Below are 22638 nucleotides of genomic sequence, written 5' to 3' on the forward strand. Positions count from 1 at the left end.
GGGCTAAATTAGTTCGCGATGGGGGAAGTGATATTTGCCTGCTTTAGCTTTTGCTGGCTAAGGTAAACGCCAATCGCCATAAAGGTAAGTGCGGCTGCAATGAGTGCGCAGAGTGCATGATGGAATACCAAATGACTGATTAAAAAGGCCGGAATATCCTCTAGGCTATCGATCAGAAACAGTTTTACGATAAGGCCGAGATACAGCAGCAGATGTAATATCGCCCCACTGATAAAAAGCCGTCTAAATTTTTTGACCAGTAGGTCCGCAAGATTAATGTGGTAAAAACGGCAAAAAAGATAACCCCCAACGCCGATACCAATTGATATCCAACCCAGTCCTAATAACGACGTTTTGATTAATATTGCCGACAGCATAAATAATCCAAGCAGCATGATATCTCCTTTTACCTGAAGCGATAAACTGCGCAGAGACTAGCTGAGCAGGCTTAAAAGTATGTGAAAACATAGCGTAATCAAGCGGCTAAAAAACAAAGGGAGCCAATGGCTCCCTTTATGATTTGTATCGAGCGATTAAGCTCACAAACGTATTACAGTGCCTTTAAAATCGCTTCAACACTGGCCTTAGCATCGCCGAACAACATTTGGGTATTGTCTTTGAAGAACAGAGGGTTTTGTACACCCGCATAACCCGTGTTCATTGAGCGTTTAAAGCCAATCACGTTTTGCGCTTTCCATACTTCGAGCACTGGCATGCCCGCAATAGGGCTGCCCGGATCTTCCATCGCAGCAGGGTTGACTGTGTCGTTCGCGCCAATCACCAGCACTACGTCTGTATCGCTAAAGTCTTCGTTGATTTCGTCCATTTCAAGCACGATATCGTAGGGAACTTTAGCTTCGGCCAAGAGTACGTTCATATGGCCAGGTAAACGACCTGCTACCGGATGAATACCAAAGCGCACTTTTACGCCGCGGTCACGCAGTTTTTGGGTGATTTCAGCCACAGGATATTGCGCCTGTGCCACTGCCATACCATAGCCAGGGGTGATGATAACGGAAGAGGCATTTTTCAGCATATCCGCCACATCTTCGGCGTTGGTTTCGCGGTATTCGCCCATTTCTTCATCACCAGATGAGGCCACACCATCGGTACCAAATCCACCTGCGATAACAGAGATAAACGAGCGGTTCATTGCCTTACACATGATGTAAGACAGAATCGCACCCGATGAGCCCACGAGCGCACCAGTCACAATCAGCAGATCATTTGACAGCATAAAGCCCGCCGCCGCTGCCGCCCAACCTGAGTAGGAGTTCAGCATTGAGACCACAACCGGCATATCCGCACCACCGATAGAAGCCACTAAGTGCCAGCCAAAGGCGAAGGCGATAAGTGTCATCAACAGTAGGGCTGGCATAGTGCCACCGGTTTGCACGAAGTACACTAACAGGCCAAGTGATACCAATACCGCAGCGAGGTTTAGCTTATGGCGATGTGGCAACATCAACGGTTTAGATGAAATTAATCCGCGTAATTTACCAAATGCGACGATAGAACCGGTAAAGGTTACCGCGCCGATAAAGATCCCGAGGAAGACTTCCACTAAGTGAATGTTGAGCATAGCGCCAGTCATATGCGCGTTTTCAGCCGCTTTTGCCGCTTCGCTCAGCGCATTCTGCACGGCTGCGAGAGTGGAATTCATATCCCCGCCCACGGCCACAACCACTTGTGATACTTGTTCTGGATGTAAGTCGATAAAGCTGTTAAAGCCCACTAACACCGCGGCCATACCCACAAAACTGTGGAGCACCGCGACGAGTTCAGGCATTTCCGTCATTTCGACTTTAAGTGCTAAACGCACGCCGATGGCACCACCAATCACCATGGCGACAATAATCCACGCGACACCGCTGGTGTCTGGATTAAAAATGGTCGCCAGTAGGGCGATAGCCATACCTGTGATACCAAATAAATTGCCGTGTTTGGCCGTTTCTTGTTTCGACAATCCAGCGAGACTGAAGATAAAGAGCACGGCGGCAATGATGTAAGCTGCTGTTACCAGTCCTTGAGACACGTTATACCCCCTTAATCCTTACGGAACATCTTCAGCATGCGCTGAGTGACGGTAAAACCGCCGAAGATGTTAATACTGGCGATCAGCACGGCGATAAACGCCAACACAGTGACCAAGGTTGAGCCTTGACCAATTTGCAGCAAAGCACCGACCACGATAATCCCTGAAATTGCGTTAGTCACTGACATCAAAGGCGTATGCAGTGAGTGGGACACGTTCCACACCACGTAATAGCCCACCACGCAGGACAGAATAAATACCGTAAAGTGGGATAAAAACTCGGCTGGCGCGACTGAGGCCACAGCGGCAAACCCCGCTGCACCAAGGGCAGCGAGAATATACTTGAGTTTTGAAGGCGCTTTGGTTTGGGCAGATTTCACTTCCACCTTAGCGGTAGGTTTCGCAGGGGCAGCTGACACCGAAATAGGTGGTGGCGGGAAGGTGACTTCGCCTTCTTTCACGACTGTCATGTTGCGCATGACCACATCATCGAAGCTGATGCTGGCAATACCGTTTTTCTCTTTACACATTAACTTCATCAGGTTGACTAAGTTAGTGCCGTAAAGCTGAGACGATTGTGCAGGCAAGCGGCCTGGAAGATCGGTAAAGCCGATGACTTTTACACCATTCTCAGTGACAAAGAGTTCGCCAGGCTGGGTGTATTCACAGTTACCGCCCGCTTGTGCTGCCATATCGACAATCACAGAGCCGCTCTTCATGCTGTCGACCATGGCTTTGGTGATTAGCTTAGGTGCAGGACGGCCTGGGATCAGCGCAGTGGTAATGATGATATCGACTTCTTTGGCTTGCTCGGCAAATAGCGCCATTTCGGCAGCGATAAACTCGTCCGACATGGTTTTAGCGTAACCGTCCGATGAGCTGCCATCTTCATTGGTGAAGTCCAGCTTAAGGAACTGGCCACCCATGGATTCGATTTGTTCGGCCACTTCTAAACGCGTGTCGAAGGCGCGAACGATTGCCCCTAAAGAACCTGCGGTACCAATGGCTGCAAGGCCTGCCACACCGGCACCAATCACCAGCACTTTGGCCGGAGGGACTTTACCTGCGGCGGTAATTTGTCCGGTAAAGAAACGGCCAAAGTGGTGCGCGGCTTCAACTACGGCGCGATAACCGCCGATATTTGCCATAGAAGAGAGAGCATCGAGGGATTGGGCACGGGAAATACGTGGCACCATGTCCATCGCCATCACATTGATGTTGCGTTTAGACAGTTTCTCGACCAACTCAGCATTTTGAGCGGGCCAGATGAAGCTGATTAAGGTCGCGCCTTCTTTAATTTGCGCAATTTCAGCATCGGTCGGTGCATTGACTTTAAAAATCAGATCCGCTTGCCAAACCTCTGTCGTGATCTTCGCACCAGCTGCTTCAAAAGCGGCATCGTCAAAGCTAGACAGTAAGCCAGCATTGGCCTCAACAACAACTTCAAAGCCGAGCTTTTTAAGCTGTTCGACGGTGGCTGGAGTCGCGGCGACCCGAGTTTCACCGACGAGACTCTCTCTCGGTATTCCAATCTGCATGATTACTCCCTGATGGTTTATATAATCGTTCCGCCTGAGTGCTTCCCTTGAGCTAAACCTAGGTAGGGCTAGGCCGCGATAAGAATGAACTCGTCTGTTCAATTGTGGCAGTTAGTTAGCGCATTCAAACTTGGTATAAAATTTGTTTTTTAAAACAAACTTCTTAGCGAGCAACAAAAGGTCACTGTACTGCAGGCTCGTACCATTGTGGCAATACTTTGGTTTGACACAAGCGCATATTGCTCAAGCTAGTCGATTCTGCACTGGTCGTATCAAAAAGTTTTAACCAGTGCACACTTTTGTAGCTTAATTTTTGCACTTTGTATATTCCAAAATGGAATTAAAAATCAAATTTTATTCTTTTTTGCTTTTCCAAATCCACGTTAATCTGCTGGGCATTACACTGTCATAGGGCCGTCTCATGCTGTTAAAAGAACTTTCATCACTGGCTTCACCCCTGTCGCAACCGCAGGTCGACAAGCTGAAACAACTCACCGCGGAATTAAATGCCGTGCAACTTGCTTGGGTGAGTGGTTATTTAGCCGCAACGGCCAATGCGGGAGGGAATCAAGCCCAGCTAGTGCCAGTGTCTGATACACAGGCAGCGCAGACTGTAACCATTCTCTATGGCAGCCAAACAGGCAATGGTCGTGGCATTGCCAAAGCCTTGGCCGAAAAGGCTAAAGCACAGGGCTATAGCGTGAATTTAGCCTCCATGGGTGAATACAATGTGCGCCAGCTCAAGCAAGAAACTTTGTTATTGCTGGTGGTTAGTACCCATGGTGAAGGTGAAGCGCCGGATGATGCGATTGAATTACATAAGTTTTTAGCATCAAAACGCGCACCTCAATTAAACAACTTACATTACTCTGTGTTGGCGCTGGGCGATTCAAGCTATGAGTTTTTCTGCCAAACAGGTAAAGACTTCGATGCTCGTCTTTCGGCATTAGGCGCCAAAGCGCTGCTGCCTCTGGTTGAGTGTGATGTGGACTATGAGGCTGCGGCCGGACAGTGGCACGCCGATGTGCTTACTGCGGTTAAGCCACTCATTCAAACCACGGCTAATGTGGTGGCACTGAATGAAATTAATTCAACTTCGGCGCAAGTTGCCTGCGAGGGCGAATTTACTAAGCAAAACCCTTACAGTGCCGAAGTGTTGGTGAGCCAAAAGATCACCGGACGCGGTTCAGACAGAGATGTGCGCCACGTTGAAATTGATTTAGGTGAATCAGGCTTACGCTATGAAGTCGGTGATGCCCTTGGGGTGTGGTTTAGCAATAGCGAAACCTTAGTCGATGAGATTTTAGCGGGCTTAGGGTTAGCGGCCGATACCAAGGTGACTGTCGCTAATGAGTCAATCAGCCTCAAGCAAGCCTTGATCGACAAGAAAGAACTGACGCAGTTGTATCCTGGTTTAGTCAAAACTTGGGCCGAGTTGTCCGCAAGTCCTGAGCTACTTGCTATTAGCGAAGATAAAGAGCAGGTTCGTCAGTTTATCTTACATCATCAGTTTGCCGACTTAGTGGCTAATTACAAGCTCAAGCCTGACGCTAATCTCGATACAAACAAGTTAGTGGAATTATTACGCCCATTAACGCCAAGACTCTACTCCATCGCCTCGAGCCAGAGTGAGGTTGATACGGAAGTGCATTTAACCGTGGCATTGGTGGAAGATGAACATCAAGGGCAAACGCGTTTTGGCGGTGCTTCTCACTTCTTAGCCTCGGCGCAGGAAGGCGCCGAAGTAAAAGTGTATGTTGAACCGAATAAGCATTTCCGTTTACCTGAAGATCCACAAACGCCGGTCATCATGATTGGTCCTGGCACCGGGGTTGCGCCGTTTCGCGCCTTTATGCAGGAGCGCGTGGCACAAGGCGCTGAGGGCGATAACTGGTTATTCTTCGGCAACCCGCATTTTGAGCAGGACTTCCTGTATCAAACTGAGTGGCAACAGTATCTGAAAAACGGCGATTTAACCCGTATCGATGTGGCATTTTCACGGGATCAAGCCCATAAGATTTACGTGCAGCACCGCATTAAAGAGCAGGGGCAAGCCCTGTGGCAATGGCTGCAAAACGGCGCGCATCTTTATATTTGTGGTGATGCCGAGCGTATGGCTAAAGACGTACACCAAGCCTTATTAGCGGTTGCGGTGGAGTTTGGCGGACTGTCTAGCGAGGCGGCGGAAGAATATTTCGAGACCCTGCGCAGTCATAAACGTTACCAAAAAGACGTGTACTAATTAATCGATCCCAAAGATAGAGAGCAGTATCCACTGAGATACTGCCGCCGACCGAATTTTAAGAGGCAGTTGCCATGAGTGAGCAAAAGTTAGCATTAAACGAATACCTAAAGACCGACAGTGATTATCTGCGTGGCACCATTAAAGAGGGATTAGACTCCTCGGTGACGGGCAGTTTTAGCGACGGCGATCAGCAATTGATCAAGTTCCACGGCTTCTATCAGCAGGATGACCGTGATTTGCGTAACGAGCGCAAAGAGCAAAAACTCGAACCTTTATATAGCTTTATGTTACGTGCCCGCGTGCCTGGCGGTGTGTGTACACCTAAGCAATGGTTAGGCGTAGATGAAATTGCTTCGACGCTCACCAGCTCTAACAGTATTCGTTTAACGACGCGTCAGACGTTCCAATACCACGGTATTCCAAAGCGTAATCTCAAGACCATTATTCAAGGTTTGGACCGTGAGGCTCTGGATTCTATCGCTGCCTGTGGTGACGTTAACCGTAACGTGATGTGTAACCCGAATCCGGTGGAATCTAAGCTGCATGCGCAGGCCTATGAAGTGGCGAAAAAGCTGTCTGATCATCTGCTGCCGCACACTCGTGCTTACGCCGAGATTTGGTTAGATGAAGAGAAGTTACTGACCACCGAAGACGAAACCGTAGAACCTGTATACGGCAAAACCTACTTACCACGTAAGTTTAAAATGGCCGTGGCCGTACCGCCTGATAACGATGTTGATGTCTACACTAACGACTTAGGCTTTATTGCCGTGGCTGAAAATGGCGAATTAGTCGGTTTTAACCTGACCGCAGGTGGCGGCATGGGCTCGACCCACGGAGAGGTAGAAACCTTCCCACGCTTAGCCGATGACTTTGGTTTTATCAAAACTGAAGATGTGATGAAGTTTGCCGAAGCTGTGATGACAGTGCAGCGTGACTGGGGTAATCGTACCAACCGTAAGCGTTCACGCCTGAAATACACCATCGTCGACCATGGCTATGAAAAGTTTAAGGCCGAAGTGGAAGCCCGTGCCGGCGTTAAGTTTGAACCCAAGCGCGATGTGGTGATTGGCGATCGCGGCGATCGTTACGGCTGGGTAGGAGGTGTCGATGGTAAGTGGCATTTAACCCTGTTTATCGAAAGCGGCCGTATCAAAGACTTGCCGGGTAAGAGCTTACAAACTGGTATGCGTGAAATCGCTAAGATCCACAAGGGTGATTTCCGTATGACCTCAAACCAGAATATGATTATCGCGGGTGTGGCGCCCGAGGATAAAGCGACTATCGAAGGGCTTGCCCGTAAACACGGTTTACTCGGCCAAGTGTTGACACAAACCCGTGGTCATTCAATTGCCTGTGTGGCCTTGCCAACTTGTCCATTGGCGATGGCGGAAGCTGAGCGTTATTTCCCTGAGTTTATTGATCATATTGATGCACTGCAGGCTAAAAATGGCATTAGCGATCAAGCCATTGTGGTACGTATGACGGGCTGTCCAAACGGTTGTGCCCGTCCATTTGCCGCCGAAATCGGTCTTGTGGGTAAGGCGCCGGGTCGCTACAACCTGTATCTCGGGGCGAACTTCGAAGGCACTCGCTTGAATAAGATGTATAGAGAGAATATCCAAGAGGCTGAGATCCTTGCTGAATTGGATGCATTATTTGCCCGCTACGCGATTGAGCGAAATGCAGGCGAAACCTTTGGTAACTTCACTGTCCGCGTGGGCGTGGTGAAGGCGGTTATCGATGCCGCTAAGGATTTCCATGGCTGATCTTCATTCTGGGGTGACGGGGTCCGGCTTGCCGAACGCGTTGCAGAGCGTGGTAAGTAGTAGCGAACTTAAAGCGCTGCTGACGGCACCTAAAGATGTGCAGCAAGCGGAACTGGAACGTATTAATCGCTTCTTAGCTGGCTTGACGGCTCAAGAGCGAGTGCTCTGGGGCTTAGCCTATTTGCCGGGTAATCACGCGCTGTCATCCAGTTTTGGGATCCAGGCGGCGGTGATGTTGCATATGGTGAGTCAGGTGCAATCGGATATTCCGGTGATTTTAACGGATACTGGATACCTCTTTCCTGAGACATATCAGTTTATTGACCAGCTTACCGAGCGTTTATCCTTAAACCTTAAGGTTTACCAAGCGCCGATGACGGCGGCATGGCAGGAGGCGCGCTTTGGCCAATTGTGGGAGCAGGGCTTAGAGGGTCTTGAACGTTACAATCGACTGAATAAAGTGGAGCCGATGCAACGTGCTTTGGCGGAACTTGAAGTAGGCACTTGGTTTGCGGGACTTCGCCGGAGCCAGTCGAGCACTCGCGAAGAGTTACCGATATTGGCTATCCACGGTACTCGCTTTAAGCTGCTGCCGATTATCGAATGGTCGAACAAAGATGTGCATCTGTATTTGACTCAATTTGACTTGCCTTACCATCCTCTATGGGAGCAAGGTTATGTTTCTGTTGGGGATACCCATTCTACTAAACCCTTAGAATTAGGGATGACAGAGGAAGAAACGCGCTTTAATGGCTTAAAACGTGAGTGCGGTTTGCATTACGAAATATAGCCAATTGTTTGATTCTATAGAAAAATGCCACAGTATTCCCTGTGGCATTTTTTATTTTATGCCGCCAAAAGAGTGTTTTGCTTAATTTTAAAGCGGTTTGGCCGTTAAGGTATTTAGTATGTCATTCTGCCGTCATCAAAGTCAGATAAATTGTATTTTCATAGAGTTAGTTAAGATGTGTTTGCCTGAGTTAAATTTTTTGTACATTTTTACTCACAGGGTTATGCACATTAGAATGTTCTGAGCTATATTACAAAGTTCCCGTAGATGGTTTTGAGGGAGTTTACTGCGCAGATACGGATTAGTCGGTATTTTGCCAAGTTAAGTTGTTGAATATCGTTATTTATGGGCTTAGTTTGCTGTGTAACGATATAACGAGACGGAAAACAGTAGCACTTCCAAAGGACCTTGCTCGCCGCTGCGAGTATCCAGCAGTTTGATTGACTTGCTAGCGCTTGTTAATCAGTCATTTTCACCTCGGTCAGCTGTGGTCAAAGCTGCCGAGGTTGAGCCAAATTTGTGGCATCATTAATTTATCTTCCTCATTCAATTCAGCTCGGTTTTTTGCAGTTTATGACTTACTATCATCGGCTTACACTTTGCTATTCTACTGTAAGCAAAAAATCTCTTAGACTAACAGTTAGTTTGGACGGCGTGATTGATGAGGATAATTAAATGACCGCCCCTTTGTATGCCATGCGCGATCATGTCAATCGTCCCCAAGTTAATCATCCAACCCCTAAGCCTAAGATGCGCGGTGTTAAGCGTGTATTCACTTGGTTAGCCAAATTGGTTTTGGGTTTATTTTTCACCTCTATTTTAAGTGTGGTACTACTCCGTTTTATCGATCCTCCGATGTGGAGTTGGCGAATAGAGCGGGCGTTGTTTCCGCCAGCACCGATTACTGAGGTTAGGCATCAATGGCGCTCGCTTGAGCAAATCTCCCCTGAGCTGCAATTAGCCGTGATTGCCGCAGAAGATCAAAAGTTTGCTGGCCACAGTGGTTTTGATTTAGACGCGATTAGTTCGGCCATCGAATACAATCAAAAAGGTAAAAAGGTTCGTGGGGCCAGTACCTTAAGCCAGCAAGCGGCAAAAAACCTGTTTATGTGGTCGAGCCGTAGTTTTATCCGTAAGGGCATAGAGGCGTGGTTTACCCTGTTAATGGAACTGTTTTGGGATAAGGCGCGTATCCTTGAGGTATACCTGAATATTGTTGAATTTGGTCCGGGGATTTATGGTGCCGAAGCGGCAGCAAAGCATTATTTTGGCAAGAGTGCAGCTAAATTAACTCGTTATGAGGCGTCATTATTGGCTGCAGTTTTACCAAACCCTTGGCGTTATAAAGTCTCCCCCCCTTCTTCCTATGTTGAACAACGTTCCGCTTGGATCCGCAAGCAAATGCGTCAGTTAGGTGAGGTGACACTCAAAAAAGTCGGTGAGGCACAATAAATTTGCGATTGTGATTTTGTTATTAAATTGTAATTATGCATCTCTGATGAGTAGGATGAGTGTTAGACGTTCGAATGATCCAAGGAATAAACGATGTTTGAGTTTAATTTTGAGCGAGATATGGCTTCACTGCGTGAAGAATATGCTAGAGATGCAAAAATCAATATTCAACACGTCTGGCAGAATGAAACCGCAGCTGTCATTGCTAACACACTTGCTAGTGAAGTGAGTTTTGATAATGCAATGTTTGTCGACAATAAGCCAATGAGAGTGTCGGATCAACAAATACGCCAATTACCGATTGAAGCTCAGAAAGATTTACAGCAAAAAATATTACACAATGCTGCAAATGGGATTGGTTTTTTATATGGAAGTCATCTCGTAGGTGGCTTAGATGGAAAGCCTTCACCTGAATTACTTACATCGCTACATCGTTTTATTAACAGCCCTGACATGTTTAAATTTATTCAAACGATTACGGGCATTGAAGGTATTTGTTATGCCTCACTGCAGGCGAGTCGTTATATTCAGGGGAATTTCTTAACAAGACATAATGATGTTGTCGAAAGTGAGGGTCGTAAAGTTGCTTTTGTTTTTGGCTTTACTCCAGAATGGCATCCTGATTGGGGTGGTCTGCTGCAGTTTTATACTCCTAAAGGTGTGCTGACTGATACCTGGGTGCCAACCTTTAATAATTTGGCATTATTCGATGTCCACCATCCTCACTCTGTTTCATTTGTCGCGCCGTTTGCAAAACGACCACGCTTTTCTGTAACAGGATGGTTTCGAACGATTGCGCCCAGTAACCAGTAAATAGGAAGCTTCTGACACATGCCGCGATTAGCGTCAAAGACGTTTTAATGGTAGATTATCGCGGATTTTTGCATATTAATGAGTTCTTATTTGCTATTCGTTATTTCTTAGCTTATCCGTTCTCAAGATTAGTTATAATAAGCTTTTGATTTTGCAATGTTGATGTAATAAGGAATGACAATAGGTCAGTATTTAAATGCCGAAGGTAAGTGCTTTCGGTATTATTTTTGTCACTTTGACGGTAATTAAATGGAGTTTTAGATGAAAAAGATTGTTATTGCTGCGGCAATTATTGCAGCGGGGGCGGGTGCTTATTGGTACACTCAACACGGAAGTAGCTCGAGTGCTTCAGCCAATCCTTTGCTAGATTATATTCCAGCCGATACCCCTGTGTTTACTGGCCAGTTAAAGCCGTTTCCACTGAAAAACTACCTGCAATCGATTTCTAGCAATTACCAGCAATATTCAACTGATTCCTTAGCTCAGTTAGGCGATTTGGATAGCCCAATGGCTAAGTTTTTTGTGAGTATTTACAAGCAATATATGGATGGAATGAAAGATCCTACCGCATTGCTTAAGACTTTCGGTTTACCGAATGAGATCAAGCCTTATTTTTATACCTTAGGCGTAGTGCCTGTTCTTAAAACAGATATTAATCAAATTGATGCATTCTGGGCTGTGCTGGATAAAGCCGAACAAGAAAGTGGTTATACCCACGAAAAGCGTACTTTAGCAGGGATTGACTACCGTGCTTATTCGTTTGCCGAAGAAGGCTCAACTGATAAAGCTGACCTATTATTTGCCCATAAAGATGGCATTTTAACGGTCACATTCTCGGCTTCCTCTATCGAGCCTGAAGTATTGGAAATGGCTTTAGGATTGAAGAAACCCGCCCAATCTTTAGCCGCATCTGGCATGTTGCAAGAGATCATTAAAACCCATGGTTTTATGGACGATAGCATCAGCTTTATCAACCATGTTGAGATTGTTAAAGCGATAACCTCTCAAGATGGCAATATGTTAGCTAAACAGCTCACCAAGTTCTTAGCAGAAGAAGGCCAAGGTGAAGATCCGTTAGCGCAAATCCGTACACCAGAATGTCGCACTGAGTTAACCGCGATTGCGGCTAACTGGCCGCGCACAGTTGGAGGTTTAACCGCATTCACGTCGACTGAAAAAGAAAGCCATATGGCGGCTTCTTTTGTGATTGAAAGCAAAAACCAAGCAATTTTAACGGCATTACAAAAAATGCGCGGCTTTATTCCAACCCATTTAGCGGATATTAACAGCACTATTTTCTCGATGGGCCTTGGGATTGATGTTAATGAAGTAGCGCCTTCGCTCACCGCGATTTGGGATGATCTGCAAAAGCCGCAGTTGACCTGTGCGCCTCTGGCCGAGCTACAGGCTGAATTAAGCCAGCAAAGCCCTGCGATGTTGGGTATGTTTACCGGCATGGCTAATGGTGTTAAAGGCCTGAGTGTGTCATTACTCGACTATAAGATGAGTTCACAGGATCAAGAGCCTAAACTCGAAAGTTTAGATGCCTTAATCAGTTTAACCGCTGATAATCCTTCAATGTTATTCAACATGGTTAAGCCTTTTGCCCCTATGTTGGCTGAACTGCAAGTCGCGGATAATGGTGAACCCACTGATTTATCTCCACTATTAATGTTGCCGCCAGAACTTAATATCAAACCGATGTTGGCGATTAAGGGACAACACTTAGTGGTTTACTCTGGCGATAAAGGTTTAGCGTTAGCCAATAAACTGGCGAGCGAAAAACCATCAGCCAATGGCCTTTACAGCATGTCAGCCGACTACGGTAAGATGTTTACCCCAGTGCTGACGCTGTTAGAAATGACCGGTGAACCAGTGCCTGAAGAGCTGCAAGCATTGAAAGACTATAATATGCGCGTGCAAATGAGCTTTGATGTGAATAAACAAGGTCTGGTTTTTGGCTCTGTGATGAACTCAAAGGCAAGCGATAAGAAATAAACTTATCACTCCACCACATTTCAAAGCCAGCAAATTGCTGGCTTTTTACTAATGAGATTGGGCTAATTTGGTTTGTCGACCGTTAGTTGGATCTACGGCTTTGGGTTTGGCTGATTTAACTAAACTTACGAGTCCTTGCCATTCAATATCATTGTTTTGTGGTAACCAAATATCGGGCTCAGTGCCTTTTCCCGACAGCAACTCGCCTTTAGCATCATAGGTGAGAGAGCTACTAAATCGAATCTCTAAGTCACTATTTGGCAAGGTAAATTGATATTGTCTGGCAAAATCCCCTGAGGTTTTTTCGCCGATTAAATTCACTCTCGACCATGCTTTAGTCCGGTAGGCGATCCACTCGCATTCTTGCTTACACAAGGGACTAACAAGCAGTGCAAGACGATTATTGCCTTCGGTGAGGACTTCAGGTTTGGTACGAACAAACCAAGGACTAAATCGGCTTTTATCGATAGTTGGTAGCCGCCGTGTCAACACGTTAAGTCGCGCAGGGCTGAGTTCAAGTTCATCAAGCGGTTTAAAATTCAACGGTTTTAAATAATCGTTTCTAAGCTCTGGCGAGCGTCGATAATGGGCAAATCCCATGATTTTTTCGACCGCTGAATGAGGTGATATGTCCATGGCGGGCATATCCTGATAACGCGAGAGCATGGTCAGTAACTTAGGACTAAATCCCTTCGCTTGCCTGAGATCGACAATCAGTAATGGTTGCTCCATACCTTTACGTAACTCTTCTTGTTGTATTTTATCGAGTTCAAAAGCATAGAGGTCATCTATTTTGAGTCGAGCCGTGGTTGGATTTATCTGTTCTAGTGAATAGTCAGGTTTTGAGACCGTAGCCGGCCCTAAGTCATCAAGTTGAGTGAGTAGGCGTTCAAAGCTTATCTCTGTGTCGTCTTCAATCGGTTTAACTATCGTTTTAGAAGGGGGAGGCAGGGCAATAGTGACCTGCGTTGTCTGCAAATCATCATTTATCAAACTAATAATCACATAAGGTTTGATGCTTAAGCCTAAGTCTTCCCGCAGTAGGTTGAGTCGTTTAAGCCAAATCAGCTGCATTTCTTGGCTATTTTTTGCAGGCTCTGACAGATAGGCTTGGCTGGCTGAAATCCACTTACTTAAGGGGATGCCATCAATATGGGTGATAAAAGGATACTCGGCACTAATAGGATTATTTTTATGGTCTAAGGCAAGCCATTGTTCGTTGACGGGTCTCAGTGTTAAGGGTAAGTCGGCGCTACTATTGTCAACCTTCGCAACTTGAGCACCAGGATCTTTTAAGGCGTTAAGCAGTTTTGTAAGCTCAGCTGCGAACCGTTCTGTAGGAACAAGATCTTGGTATTGCTCAGTCATCAGTCCAGCAAGTCGTTCGAGTTGGTTGTCATTATGTTGTGGATCCAACGCATAAAATGCGGAGTGTTGTTCAATTTGATTGAGCAGGATATAGAGATCTTGGCGAATATCTTTTGCCGTTAACGTGGGTTGTTCTTTTTCAGGAATAGCAAAAAACGCGAGCCTTATAAGGCTCGCGCAAATAATCATGCTCAGCAAAGTTATTACCGTTCGATAGCTAAAACTCATATTCCTCCATGATGACCCTTACTGCTAAAAAGGTGTGCGACTATCGATGTAAATACCGCTGTTGGCAATAAAAATCATCATTAAGCTCCCTTAGGTTGCTCGCACTTGAGCAATTTAGCAGCAGTTTGTTTGTGTCAGCATAGAATTATGGCTGTTTTTTGTGCTGTGTCACGTCCTAGAGAATATCGTTGAGTGATACACCGATCCCAATACGTTGATTATGGTGGTTATAGTCGATCAGGCTTTCACCGTAGCCATTAAAGTATTGAGTATAAAGGCGTAAGTTACCTATGATGGGATAGCTCCAAGTGATCTCTGCTGAACCTCGGTCAATATCTTTAAAGTTAGTTTTAACGGTGAGAGTGAATCTATGTTCATCAATCCCATACACGCCAACAAATTCGGCATTGCCAATATACTCATCAATATTGGGATTATCATCGCCACGGGCTTGGTGGATGTCTGTTTTTTCATCCTCAGGAATGCGCCACCACACCTTAGTTGAAAACGCCAGTGGGCCAGCATCAAAGATCATCGTGCCATAGATGCGGTTCCAACTACGGGATAATAAACCTGCTTTACCATTAGATTGGTGGACAGCGCCCAATCCCCAAAACGAGTTTGTCACACCGCCAATTTTCCAATCATTATTGAATAGCATAAAGATTTCGGGTTCGTGGTTTGTTTCACGAAAGGGTGAAGATATTTCCTTATTGTATACCTGCCAATAGGATTGATTAGTATAGGCAAAAAATAGGTGACCATTATCACCAAAGACATTGTACCAAATTGGAAACTTAAAGCTTATCTGAAACTTAGCTTCCATTTCATCGAGTTCATAGTTTGTTCCGGCGGCCTCCCCTGCATAGGGTTTCATATTCGGATCGGGATTATAGGTCGCGGGTAAAATGTAATTGACTTTATGCGGCGTTATTACAAATGGGCGCTCTGAAGTCGCTAGTTCATCCTTAACGCGATCTTTGATTAAAGATTCCTCTGCCTGTAACCCTGTACAAGTTAGCAGTCCGATTAATGCGATACCTTGATAAAATGGGGACATCGACTCTCCTTGATGTGTCTGTTTGCTTTATCTTTATTTACCGAGCTTAACATTAGTCTGTGGATCTTTTGTGAGAAATACTGTCACTTGTACTACTTAACTTGAGTGAAACTGCATTTCTTCTTATGCGTTAACGCGCTGACTGAGTAGATTTTTTAGCAATAACATAGTGCTGTTATGTGAGGTGATGCAAGTTTAGGTTGCATTCATATTCGCCCTGTTATCACGTTTTATTTAGTTATTTCAAATGATTAACTTATTTTAGCCAGTATGGTGCTTTTGCCAACCTCGTTTATAGTTAACTGGCTTAATTCAAATTCGGTTGTTATTTCTTTTTGATATAACAATTAATGATTTTATATTTATTATGGAATATAACTGGCGCTATATTGCTACACATTGATCTCATATCGGGGAATGTGATGGAAATTTTATCTTTACCAGGCCAAAGCGCTAAGGGCAAAGTCTGGCTGGTTGGTGCGGGCCCCGGCGATGTGGAGTTATTAACCCTTAAAGCGTGGCGCATTCTAAAGTCTGCCGATGCGGTGTTATACGATGCGCTCGTCAGCCAAGATATCCTCGATTTGATCCCTAAAGATGCTGAAAAAATTGCCGTCGGTAAGCGTGCAGGCAAGCATAGCGCGGCGCAAGATGAAATTAATCAGTTACTGGTGACGAAAGCCTATACCCGTAAAAACGTGGTACGCCTCAAGGGCGGCGATCCGTTTATTTTTGGTCGCGGTGGTGAAGAGTTACAAACCTTAGTCGAAGCGGGCGTCGAATTTGAAGTGGTTCCCGGGATTACCGCCGCCAGCGGCACTTCGGCCTATGCGGGCATTCCATTAACCCATAGGGATTACGCCCAAGGGGTAACGTTCATCACTGGTCATTGTCAGCTCGAAAGCCGTCCGATGGATTGGCAGGGTTATGCTAATCCCAACAATACCTTAGTTGTATATATGGGGATTTTAAACGCGGGCATTATCCGTCAAGGGTTAATCAACGCAGGTCGTAGCCCAGAGACACCAGTGGCCATCGTCTCGAAGGCGACCACTCAGTCGCAGCAACGTTTTATTGGGCAATTAGATTCACTCGAACAACTTGCTGCTGATCCGCAGTTGCAAATGCCCGCATTAATGATTATTGGCGAAGTGGTGGGGTTGTCCGAAACCTTAAATTGGTTTCAGCCCAAGGGCGAAGGCCAGCTGCCGCTTGACGCTTTAAATACGACCAAAGTTGCAGCAAAAATTTAGTTAAATCAGAACATTTTTTAGAAATAGTTAAGTTAAATCCAGCTGCCTGTCGCAGCCCATTTTAGGTAAACGGAGAAGAGTATGGCCGGGCGTGAATTAAGCCACTTACAACAACTGGAAGCCGAAAGCATTCAGATCATTCGGGAAGTCGCAGCCGAATTCGATAATCCAGTCATGTTGTATTCCATCGGAAAAGATTCTTCGGTGATGTTACATCTTGCGCGTAAAGCTTTTTATCCCGGCAAGATCCCATTCCCCTTGCTGCATGTGGATACGGGCTGGAAATTCAAAGAGATGATCGCCTTTCGTGATGCGCAGGCGAAAAAATTTGGCTTTGAATTATTAACTCACACTAACCCAGAAGGCGTTGCCCAAGGGATTAACCCCTTCGACCATGGCAGTGCAAAACACACTGACATCATGAAAACCCAGGGCTTAAAACAAGCCTTAAACCAATATGGTTTTGATGCCGCTTTTGGTGGTGCGCGTCGTGATGAGGAAAAATCCCGCGCGAAAGAACGGGTGTATTCGTTTCGCGATCGCCACCATAGATGGGACCCTAAGAATCAGCGCCCCGAACTGTGGCGCACCTATAACGGCGCGGTGAACAAGGGCGAAAGTATTCGTGTCTTCCCATTATCGAATTGGACCGAGCTCGATATTTGGCAATATATCTATCAAGAAAACATTGAGTTAGTACCACTGTATTTTGCCGCCGAGCGCCCTGTGGTTGAGCGTGGCGGTCAGTTAATTATGGCCGACGATGAGCGCATGAAACTCGAAGAAGGCGAAACTATCAAGCATGAGGTGGTGCGTTTTAGAACCTTAGGTTGCTATCCATTAACGGCGGCGATGCATTCGCAGGCGGACAATCTCGAAAAAATCATCGAAGAAATGCTGCTAACTCGCTCGAGCGAACGCCAAGGGCGGTTGATTGACTCGGACCAGAGTGCATCGATGGAGCAGAAGAAACGCCAAGGTTATTTCTAAACTAAGGCATTTCGAGCGAAGGTTCAGAGACAGATTAAACCGATTTCGTGAATGTCCCGATGAAGGCTTTTAGAGCAATCAAGTACCAGCAGACTTCACGAACAGTTGAGCAAGATAAGAGTGAGATAAAGATGGATAAAGCGGTCAATAAAACTAATCGTATGGCGGCTGAAATCAGCCAGCATGGGGTTAAAGAATATCTAGCTCAGCAGCAACATAAAGGTTTGTTGCGCTTTTTAACCTGTGGCAGCGTCGACGATGGCAAGAGCACCTTAATTGGTCGTTTATTGCATGACAGCGCGCAGATCTATGAAGATCAATTAGCCAGCTTAAAAAATGATAGCGCTAAGATGGGGACAACGGGCGAAGCAATCGACTTAGCTTTGCTGGTGGATGGTCTGCAAGCTGAGCGTGAGCAGGGCATCACTATCGATGTGGCTTATCGTTATTTTTCAAGTGATAAGCGTAAGTTCATTATCGCCGACACCCCAGGTCATGAGCAGTACACCCGTAATATGGCGACTGGCGCCTCAACCTGTGACTTAGCGGTGATTTTAGTCGATGCGCGTTACGGCGTGCAGACCCAAACCAAGCGTCATGCCTTTATTGCCTCTTTGCTGGGTATTCGCCACTTTGTGGTCGCGGTCAATAAGATGGATTTACTCGGGTTTGATGAGCAAGTGTTCAATCGTATCCGTAATGATTTCAGTGAGTTCGTTAAAGGCTTTGGTGAGTTAGATATCCACTTTGTGCCCTTATCAGCACTCAATGGCGACAACGTGGTCGAGCCAAGTTTACATACCCCTTGGTATCAGGGCGGTACATTACTGGAATTGTTAGAAACCATTGATACCCAACGTGAACTGAGTGCCTTACCCGTGCGCTTCCCGGTGCAATATGTGTCGCGTCCAAATCTGGATTTTCGTGGTTTTGCCGGTACTTTAGCCTCTGGTGTCATCAAGGTGGGTGATGAAGTGGTAGCGCTGCCTTCGGGTAAACGCAGCAAGGTTGAGCGTATCGTGACCTTCGATGGCGATTTGGCCGAGGCAACGGCGGGGCAAGCCGTCACTCTCACCTTAGAAGATGAAATCGATATTTCCCGTGGTGATTTACTGGCTCTGCCAGAGAGTGCGCCACAGGTTGCCAACCAAATCGTGGCTGACCTCGTGTGGATGGATGAAAAACCACTACAACTCGGCCAGTTATATGACATCAAGGTTGCGGGTAAAAAGACTCAAGCCTCAGTCTCGACCATAGAATATGTGGTTGATGTGAACACACTTGCGCGCAGCAGCGCCGACACACTAGGGCTCAATGCCATCGCTCGCGTGACCTTAGAGCTGACCGAAGATATCGTTTTCGATGCCTATTCTCTGGTACGTGATACTGGCGGCATGATCCTGATTGACCGTTTATCCAATGCCACTGTGGCGGCGGTGATGGTGGTATCAGGTCAACATGTGAGCAAGCAAGTGTCTTCACAATTTAGTGCCTTTGAGCTGGAGTTTAATGCGCTAGTACGTAAACACTTCCCGCACTGGCAAGCGATTGATATTTCAAAGCTTGGAGCCTAATTTGTGAGTGACTTGTGGCTATTGGCGATAGTGTTGTTTGGGTTGTTGGCTGGCTTAATTGCTGGCCGCATAAACCCTGCGGTGTTGTTTTTATTTGCTTTTTTAATATGTTACCTCCTAGGTATGGTAACGCTCGACGCAGCGCTCACTAGCTTTACTAATACGGGATTAGTCACATTAGTGTTATTGGTGCTTGCGGCGACAGCGCTGGAAAAGACTTCATTGCTGGGAAAGTTAAGCCAAGTGATTGGTAATAGCTCGTTGGCGATGACAATGGCAAAGTTGGGATTTTCCACGGCTCTGCTGTCATCATTTACCAATAACACTGCGGTTGTGGCATCTTTGATTGGGGTAGTGCGCCGTAATCAGGCCCATGCGCCCGCTAAGTTATTACTGCCGCTTAACTATGCGACGATTCTTGGGGGAACGCTCACACTGATTGGTACCTCCACTAACCTTATCGTTAATTCGTTTGTGGAAAATGCGGGCTTACCTGCGCTGGGTTTCTTTGAGTTTACCCCTGTTGCAGCGTTGATTGTACTGTTAGGCATTCCGCTACTGATCATGCTGGCTAATACCTTGCCCGACAGACGGGATGAAACGACCGAAGAAGCACTGCCCTATTTACTTGAGGCTCATGTCGCTAAAGGCTCGTCTTTAGTCGGTCGCAGTGTGGTGGACAACAAGCTCAGAGCCCTAAAAAAGCTTTATTTAGTCGAGCTTGAGCGTAGCGGTATTTGTATTTGTCCGGTTCCGCCACAGTTAGTATTGCAAGCGGACGATGTGCTGCGGTTCAGTGGCGCGGTGGAGTCGGTGGAGCTGTTGCATCAATTCGATGGCCTCGATTGGTTTGGTAAGCATCAGGCCAAGGGACAAAACCTAGTCGAAGCGGTATTGGCCCCTTCGTCGAGCCTAGTGGGCAGCAGCTTAAAGGAATCTCGTTTTCGCGAGCAGTTTGATGCGGCGGTTATGGCGATTCGCCGTGGCCATCATCCGTTAAAGGGCGGCTTGGGCGATATCGTATTGCAGCCGGGCGATGTGTTACTGCTGACGCCGGGGGATGGTTTTAGCACCAATGCTAAGCTAAGTACCGAATTTGCCGCCGTCAGCGGACTCGATTTGAATGTGCGTTTAGACACTAAACGCAGTCGTATCGTGTTAGCCGGATTTGTGTTGACGATTGGCCTGAGTCTGGCGGGGATTTTACCCTTGGCAAAAGGATTGGTGCTATTGCTGCTCAGCTACTTTGCCATTGGCGCCGTAACCTTATCTGAACTTAAGCGCCGTTTCCCGCTCGAGTTAGTCGTGATTGTGGGCAGCGCTTTGGGTTTGGCGAACCTGATGATGAGCACAGGCCTTGCTGAGGGACTCGCTCAAGGCTTACTCGGCGCAATCAATGGTTACGGGGTGTTTGGGGCGTTTGTGGGGGTTTATTTAGTTACCTTGTTGTTGACTGAACTGGTCACCAATAACGCCGCCGCGGCCTTGGCTTTTCCTATCGCCTATGCGGTGGCGCTGAATTATGGCGTCGATCCAAGGCCCTTTATTATGGCTGTGGTGTTTGGGGCTAGCGCTAGCTTTATTTCGCCCTATGGTTATCAAACCAACTTGATGGTGTTTAATGCGGGTAACTATCGTTTTAGTGATTTTGTACGGTTAGGGCTGCCCTTATCCCTACTGTATTCGCTGATTGTGATTTTTATGGTGCCGATCATCTTTCCGTTTTAACGATGCCTTTAGTCGTTGGTTTATTAAGGTTTGAGGAGTTTTTATGAGCAATATAGTGTGGCATCAACATAGTGTCGACCAAGCAGCCAGAGCCAAACTTAAGGGGCAGAATCCGGTATTGCTTTGGTTTACTGGGCTTTCTGGTGCAGGTAAGTCGACCCTAGCAGGTGCGCTTGAGCGTGCATTATTTGAAGCGGGCTTTCACACCTATCTGCTCGATGGCGATAATGTGCGCCACGGTCTATGTAAAGATTTGGGTTTTAGCGTGGCCGACAGGGATGAAAACCTACGCCGTGTTGGCGAGGTAGCAAAACTTATGGTGGATGCGGGCTTGGTGGTGTTATCAGCTTTTATCTCTCCCACCCGAGAAGAGCGCGATAGCATACGTGCAAGATTCCCCGCTGGACAATTTATCGAAGTGCATGTATCGACGCCACTTAGCGTGTGTGAAGCGCGTGATCCCAAGGGATTGTACGTTAAAGCACGCAAGGGCGAAATCGCACATTTTACTGGGATTTCATCACCCTATGAGGCCCCGCTCTCCGCTGAGTTGACGATTGATACCAGCAAAGGGGATTTAGCATCTCAAGTTCGGGCTTTGATTGATTATTTAACCGCAATCGATGTTATTAGCCCAAATCGCCTCACTGCGCTGGCATAGAAGCAGTCTATAACAGCTTGTTATTCAATCTTAAAGTCCTTGGCAAATAGGGCTTGAAGGGCTTTAAGGTATTCTTGGTCCTGTTTAGGAAGCACAAGCTGCGCTAGTTCATCGCCAATAGGTGTTAATCGATAATAACTAAAGAGCAAATTACCGCTCTTAGGGGTTAGCTTCATTTGAATACCGGGCATAGTGAGTTGGATGGGGGTTTTACTATTGAGTAAACCCGTTTCAAACTCACTGCTGTGGAGTATCCCCGCATCAACTAGGGTAAGAATACTGGAGTAGGGCAGACCAAATTGCGAGAGACCTAGGGTGATGTTGGTATGCTTGCGAAAATATTGGCCAATCCCGCCCGTGAGCCGATAGCCGCTAATGAGTTTTAAGCGCTGCTCATTATTCACTTTTGCTGCCATGCCTAGGGCTTTTTCGAGGATTTGCGCTTCTCTGTGCGTTAATTGCTTAAGTAGCGCTAAGGTGCGCAGGCTAAAGTTTCCTGGGTTGATGATTTCACTAGAGAGAATACGTGCCCATAGGTCCTGCATTTTTCGATTATGGATTTGCTCCGCCATCAGAAAAAATTGATGACTCCAGTCGGGATCGAGATCCACCCCCGTCATGTCGGAAGAGGTATAACTTAAGGCGAGGGCGAAAATGGTTTCAACATTTGCCTGATACTGGCTGGCGAGTTTACGCTGCCGATGCTGGGCGCGTTCGGCAATCGAGGCATTGGCTGGGCGATATTCTTCCTCACTGGCGAGGCCGAGTTGACGGCCAAGTAAAAGGGCTTTTTTACGGGCAGAGACCTCCGCAGCGGGAGCGGCTTCATCCGCAAGCATTAAAATATCCGAATCCTTCATGCCTTAATCCTGTATCACTTGTCTGCTAATTTACATTGCAAATTAGGGAGAATACCCGCTCTGCCAAAAGTGTCCAGCTTAGTCGATTGTTAGCTTTAAGTCTCCGAGTTGGTTTGCTTTTATTCACGCCTGCTAGACTAGGGCTGGAATTGCTGATTTTGTAACATTTTGATCCTCAGAGTGGTGATTTTTATTTTTGTGAGCAAGCTAGAATTACCGAATATCGAGGGATGGTTTGGCGCTAAGCCCGTGATCTATTTCATGTAAATAGATGAC

At 46.6% G+C, this 22638-nt stretch carries 17 protein-coding genes; 11 read left to right on the top strand and 6 right to left on the bottom strand.

The window, feature by feature from the left end:
* Positions 1–8 precede the first annotated feature (8 nt).
* The 3 genes from JM642_RS04560 to JM642_RS04570 all read right to left on the bottom strand — a co-directional run bounded on the left by JM642_RS04560 (position 9) and on the right by JM642_RS04570 (position 3573).
* Positions 9–395 (bottom strand): hypothetical protein, encoded by a 387-nt coding sequence (locus tag JM642_RS04560; RefSeq protein WP_047539585.1) that lies wholly within the window; start codon positions 393–395, stop codon positions 9–11.
* Between the two features lie 155 nt (positions 396–550).
* Positions 551–2035: a Re/Si-specific NAD(P)(+) transhydrogenase subunit beta gene (gene pntB, locus JM642_RS04565; protein ID WP_037421695.1), complete on the bottom strand. Its 1485-nt coding sequence runs from the start codon at positions 2033–2035 to the stop codon at positions 551–553.
* Positions 2036–2046: 11 nt separating this feature from the next.
* Positions 2047–3573 (bottom strand): Re/Si-specific NAD(P)(+) transhydrogenase subunit alpha, encoded by a 1527-nt coding sequence (locus JM642_RS04570; RefSeq protein WP_037426080.1) that lies wholly within the window; start codon positions 3571–3573, stop codon positions 2047–2049.
* Positions 3574–3994: 421 nt separating this feature from the next.
* Here JM642_RS04570 and JM642_RS04575 point away from each other — a divergent pair, with 421 nt between their 5' ends.
* The 6 genes from JM642_RS04575 (at position 3995) to JM642_RS04600 (ending at position 12640) form a co-directional block, all read left to right on the top strand.
* The gene (locus JM642_RS04575; RefSeq protein ID WP_203432973.1) at positions 3995–5815 is read left to right on the top strand and encodes an assimilatory sulfite reductase (NADPH) flavoprotein subunit; all 1821 of its coding nucleotides are present in this window, start codon (positions 3995–3997) and stop codon (positions 5813–5815) included.
* Between the two features lie 74 nt (positions 5816–5889).
* A complete protein-coding gene (cysI, locus tag JM642_RS04580) occupies positions 5890–7587 on the top strand; it encodes an assimilatory sulfite reductase (NADPH) hemoprotein subunit (RefSeq protein ID WP_203432984.1) in 1698 nt (565 codons plus the stop codon).
* Positions 7580–8377, top strand: a complete 798-nt coding sequence (locus JM642_RS04585; RefSeq protein WP_144345571.1) for a phosphoadenylyl-sulfate reductase — start codon at positions 7580–7582, stop codon at positions 8375–8377. The genes cysI and JM642_RS04585 overlap by 8 nt, the downstream gene beginning before the upstream one ends.
* Positions 8378–9052: 675 nt before the next feature.
* Complete coding sequence (gene mtgA / locus JM642_RS04590; RefSeq protein WP_188869525.1) at positions 9053–9829, top strand: monofunctional biosynthetic peptidoglycan transglycosylase; 777 nt, start codon at positions 9053–9055, stop codon at positions 9827–9829.
* Between the two features lie 93 nt (positions 9830–9922).
* Positions 9923–10642 carry a 2OG-Fe(II) oxygenase family protein gene (locus tag JM642_RS04595; protein ID WP_172591523.1) on the top strand — a complete coding sequence of 240 codons (720 nt, stop codon included), beginning with the start codon at positions 9923–9925 and terminating at the stop codon, positions 10640–10642.
* A gap of 261 nt (positions 10643–10903) precedes the next feature.
* Positions 10904–12640 (top strand): hypothetical protein, encoded by a 1737-nt coding sequence (locus tag JM642_RS04600; RefSeq protein WP_188869529.1) that lies wholly within the window; start codon positions 10904–10906, stop codon positions 12638–12640.
* Between the two features lie 48 nt (positions 12641–12688).
* On the opposite strand, the gene JM642_RS04605 is transcribed toward JM642_RS04600, so the two are convergent.
* The gene (locus JM642_RS04605; protein ID WP_203432986.1) at positions 12689–14236 is read right to left on the bottom strand and encodes a S41 family peptidase; all 1548 of its coding nucleotides are present in this window, start codon (positions 14234–14236) and stop codon (positions 12689–12691) included.
* Between the two features lie 175 nt (positions 14237–14411).
* Positions 14412–15296, bottom strand: coding sequence for a phospholipase A (locus tag JM642_RS04610; protein WP_037421638.1), 885 nt, complete (start codon positions 15294–15296; stop codon positions 14412–14414).
* A gap of 422 nt (positions 15297–15718) precedes the next feature.
* On the opposite strand from JM642_RS04610, the gene cobA reads away from it, so the two are divergent.
* The 5 genes from cobA to cysC all read left to right on the top strand — a co-directional run bounded on the left by cobA (position 15719) and on the right by cysC (position 21502).
* Positions 15719–16549, top strand: a complete 831-nt coding sequence (gene cobA, locus JM642_RS04615) for a uroporphyrinogen-III C-methyltransferase (RefSeq protein ID WP_188869533.1) — start codon at positions 15719–15721, stop codon at positions 16547–16549.
* A gap of 81 nt (positions 16550–16630) precedes the next feature.
* A complete protein-coding gene (gene cysD, locus JM642_RS04620) occupies positions 16631–17539 on the top strand; it encodes a sulfate adenylyltransferase subunit CysD (RefSeq protein WP_011623816.1) in 909 nt (302 codons plus the stop codon).
* A 131-nt stretch (positions 17540–17670) separates the two neighbouring features.
* The gene (cysN, locus tag JM642_RS04625; RefSeq protein WP_203432988.1) at positions 17671–19113 is read left to right on the top strand and encodes a sulfate adenylyltransferase subunit CysN; all 1443 of its coding nucleotides are present in this window, start codon (positions 17671–17673) and stop codon (positions 19111–19113) included.
* Positions 19114–19116: 3 nt separating this feature from the next.
* The gene (locus JM642_RS04630; RefSeq protein WP_069454355.1) at positions 19117–20841 is read left to right on the top strand and encodes an SLC13 family permease; all 1725 of its coding nucleotides are present in this window, start codon (positions 19117–19119) and stop codon (positions 20839–20841) included.
* A 43-nt stretch (positions 20842–20884) separates the two neighbouring features.
* Complete coding sequence (gene cysC, locus JM642_RS04635) at positions 20885–21502, top strand: adenylyl-sulfate kinase (protein WP_037421649.1); 618 nt, start codon at positions 20885–20887, stop codon at positions 21500–21502.
* 20 nt (positions 21503–21522) lie between these two features.
* Here cysC and JM642_RS04640 read toward each other — a convergent pair whose 3' ends face one another.
* Positions 21523–22362 (bottom strand): TIGR03899 family protein, encoded by an 840-nt coding sequence (locus tag JM642_RS04640; protein WP_037426109.1) that lies wholly within the window; start codon positions 22360–22362, stop codon positions 21523–21525.
* Positions 22363–22638: the final 276 nt, after the last annotated feature.

It is taken from the genome of Shewanella sp. LZH-2 (assembly GCF_016859145.1).
Lineage (GTDB): Bacteria > Pseudomonadota > Gammaproteobacteria > Enterobacterales > Shewanellaceae > Shewanella > Shewanella xiamenensis.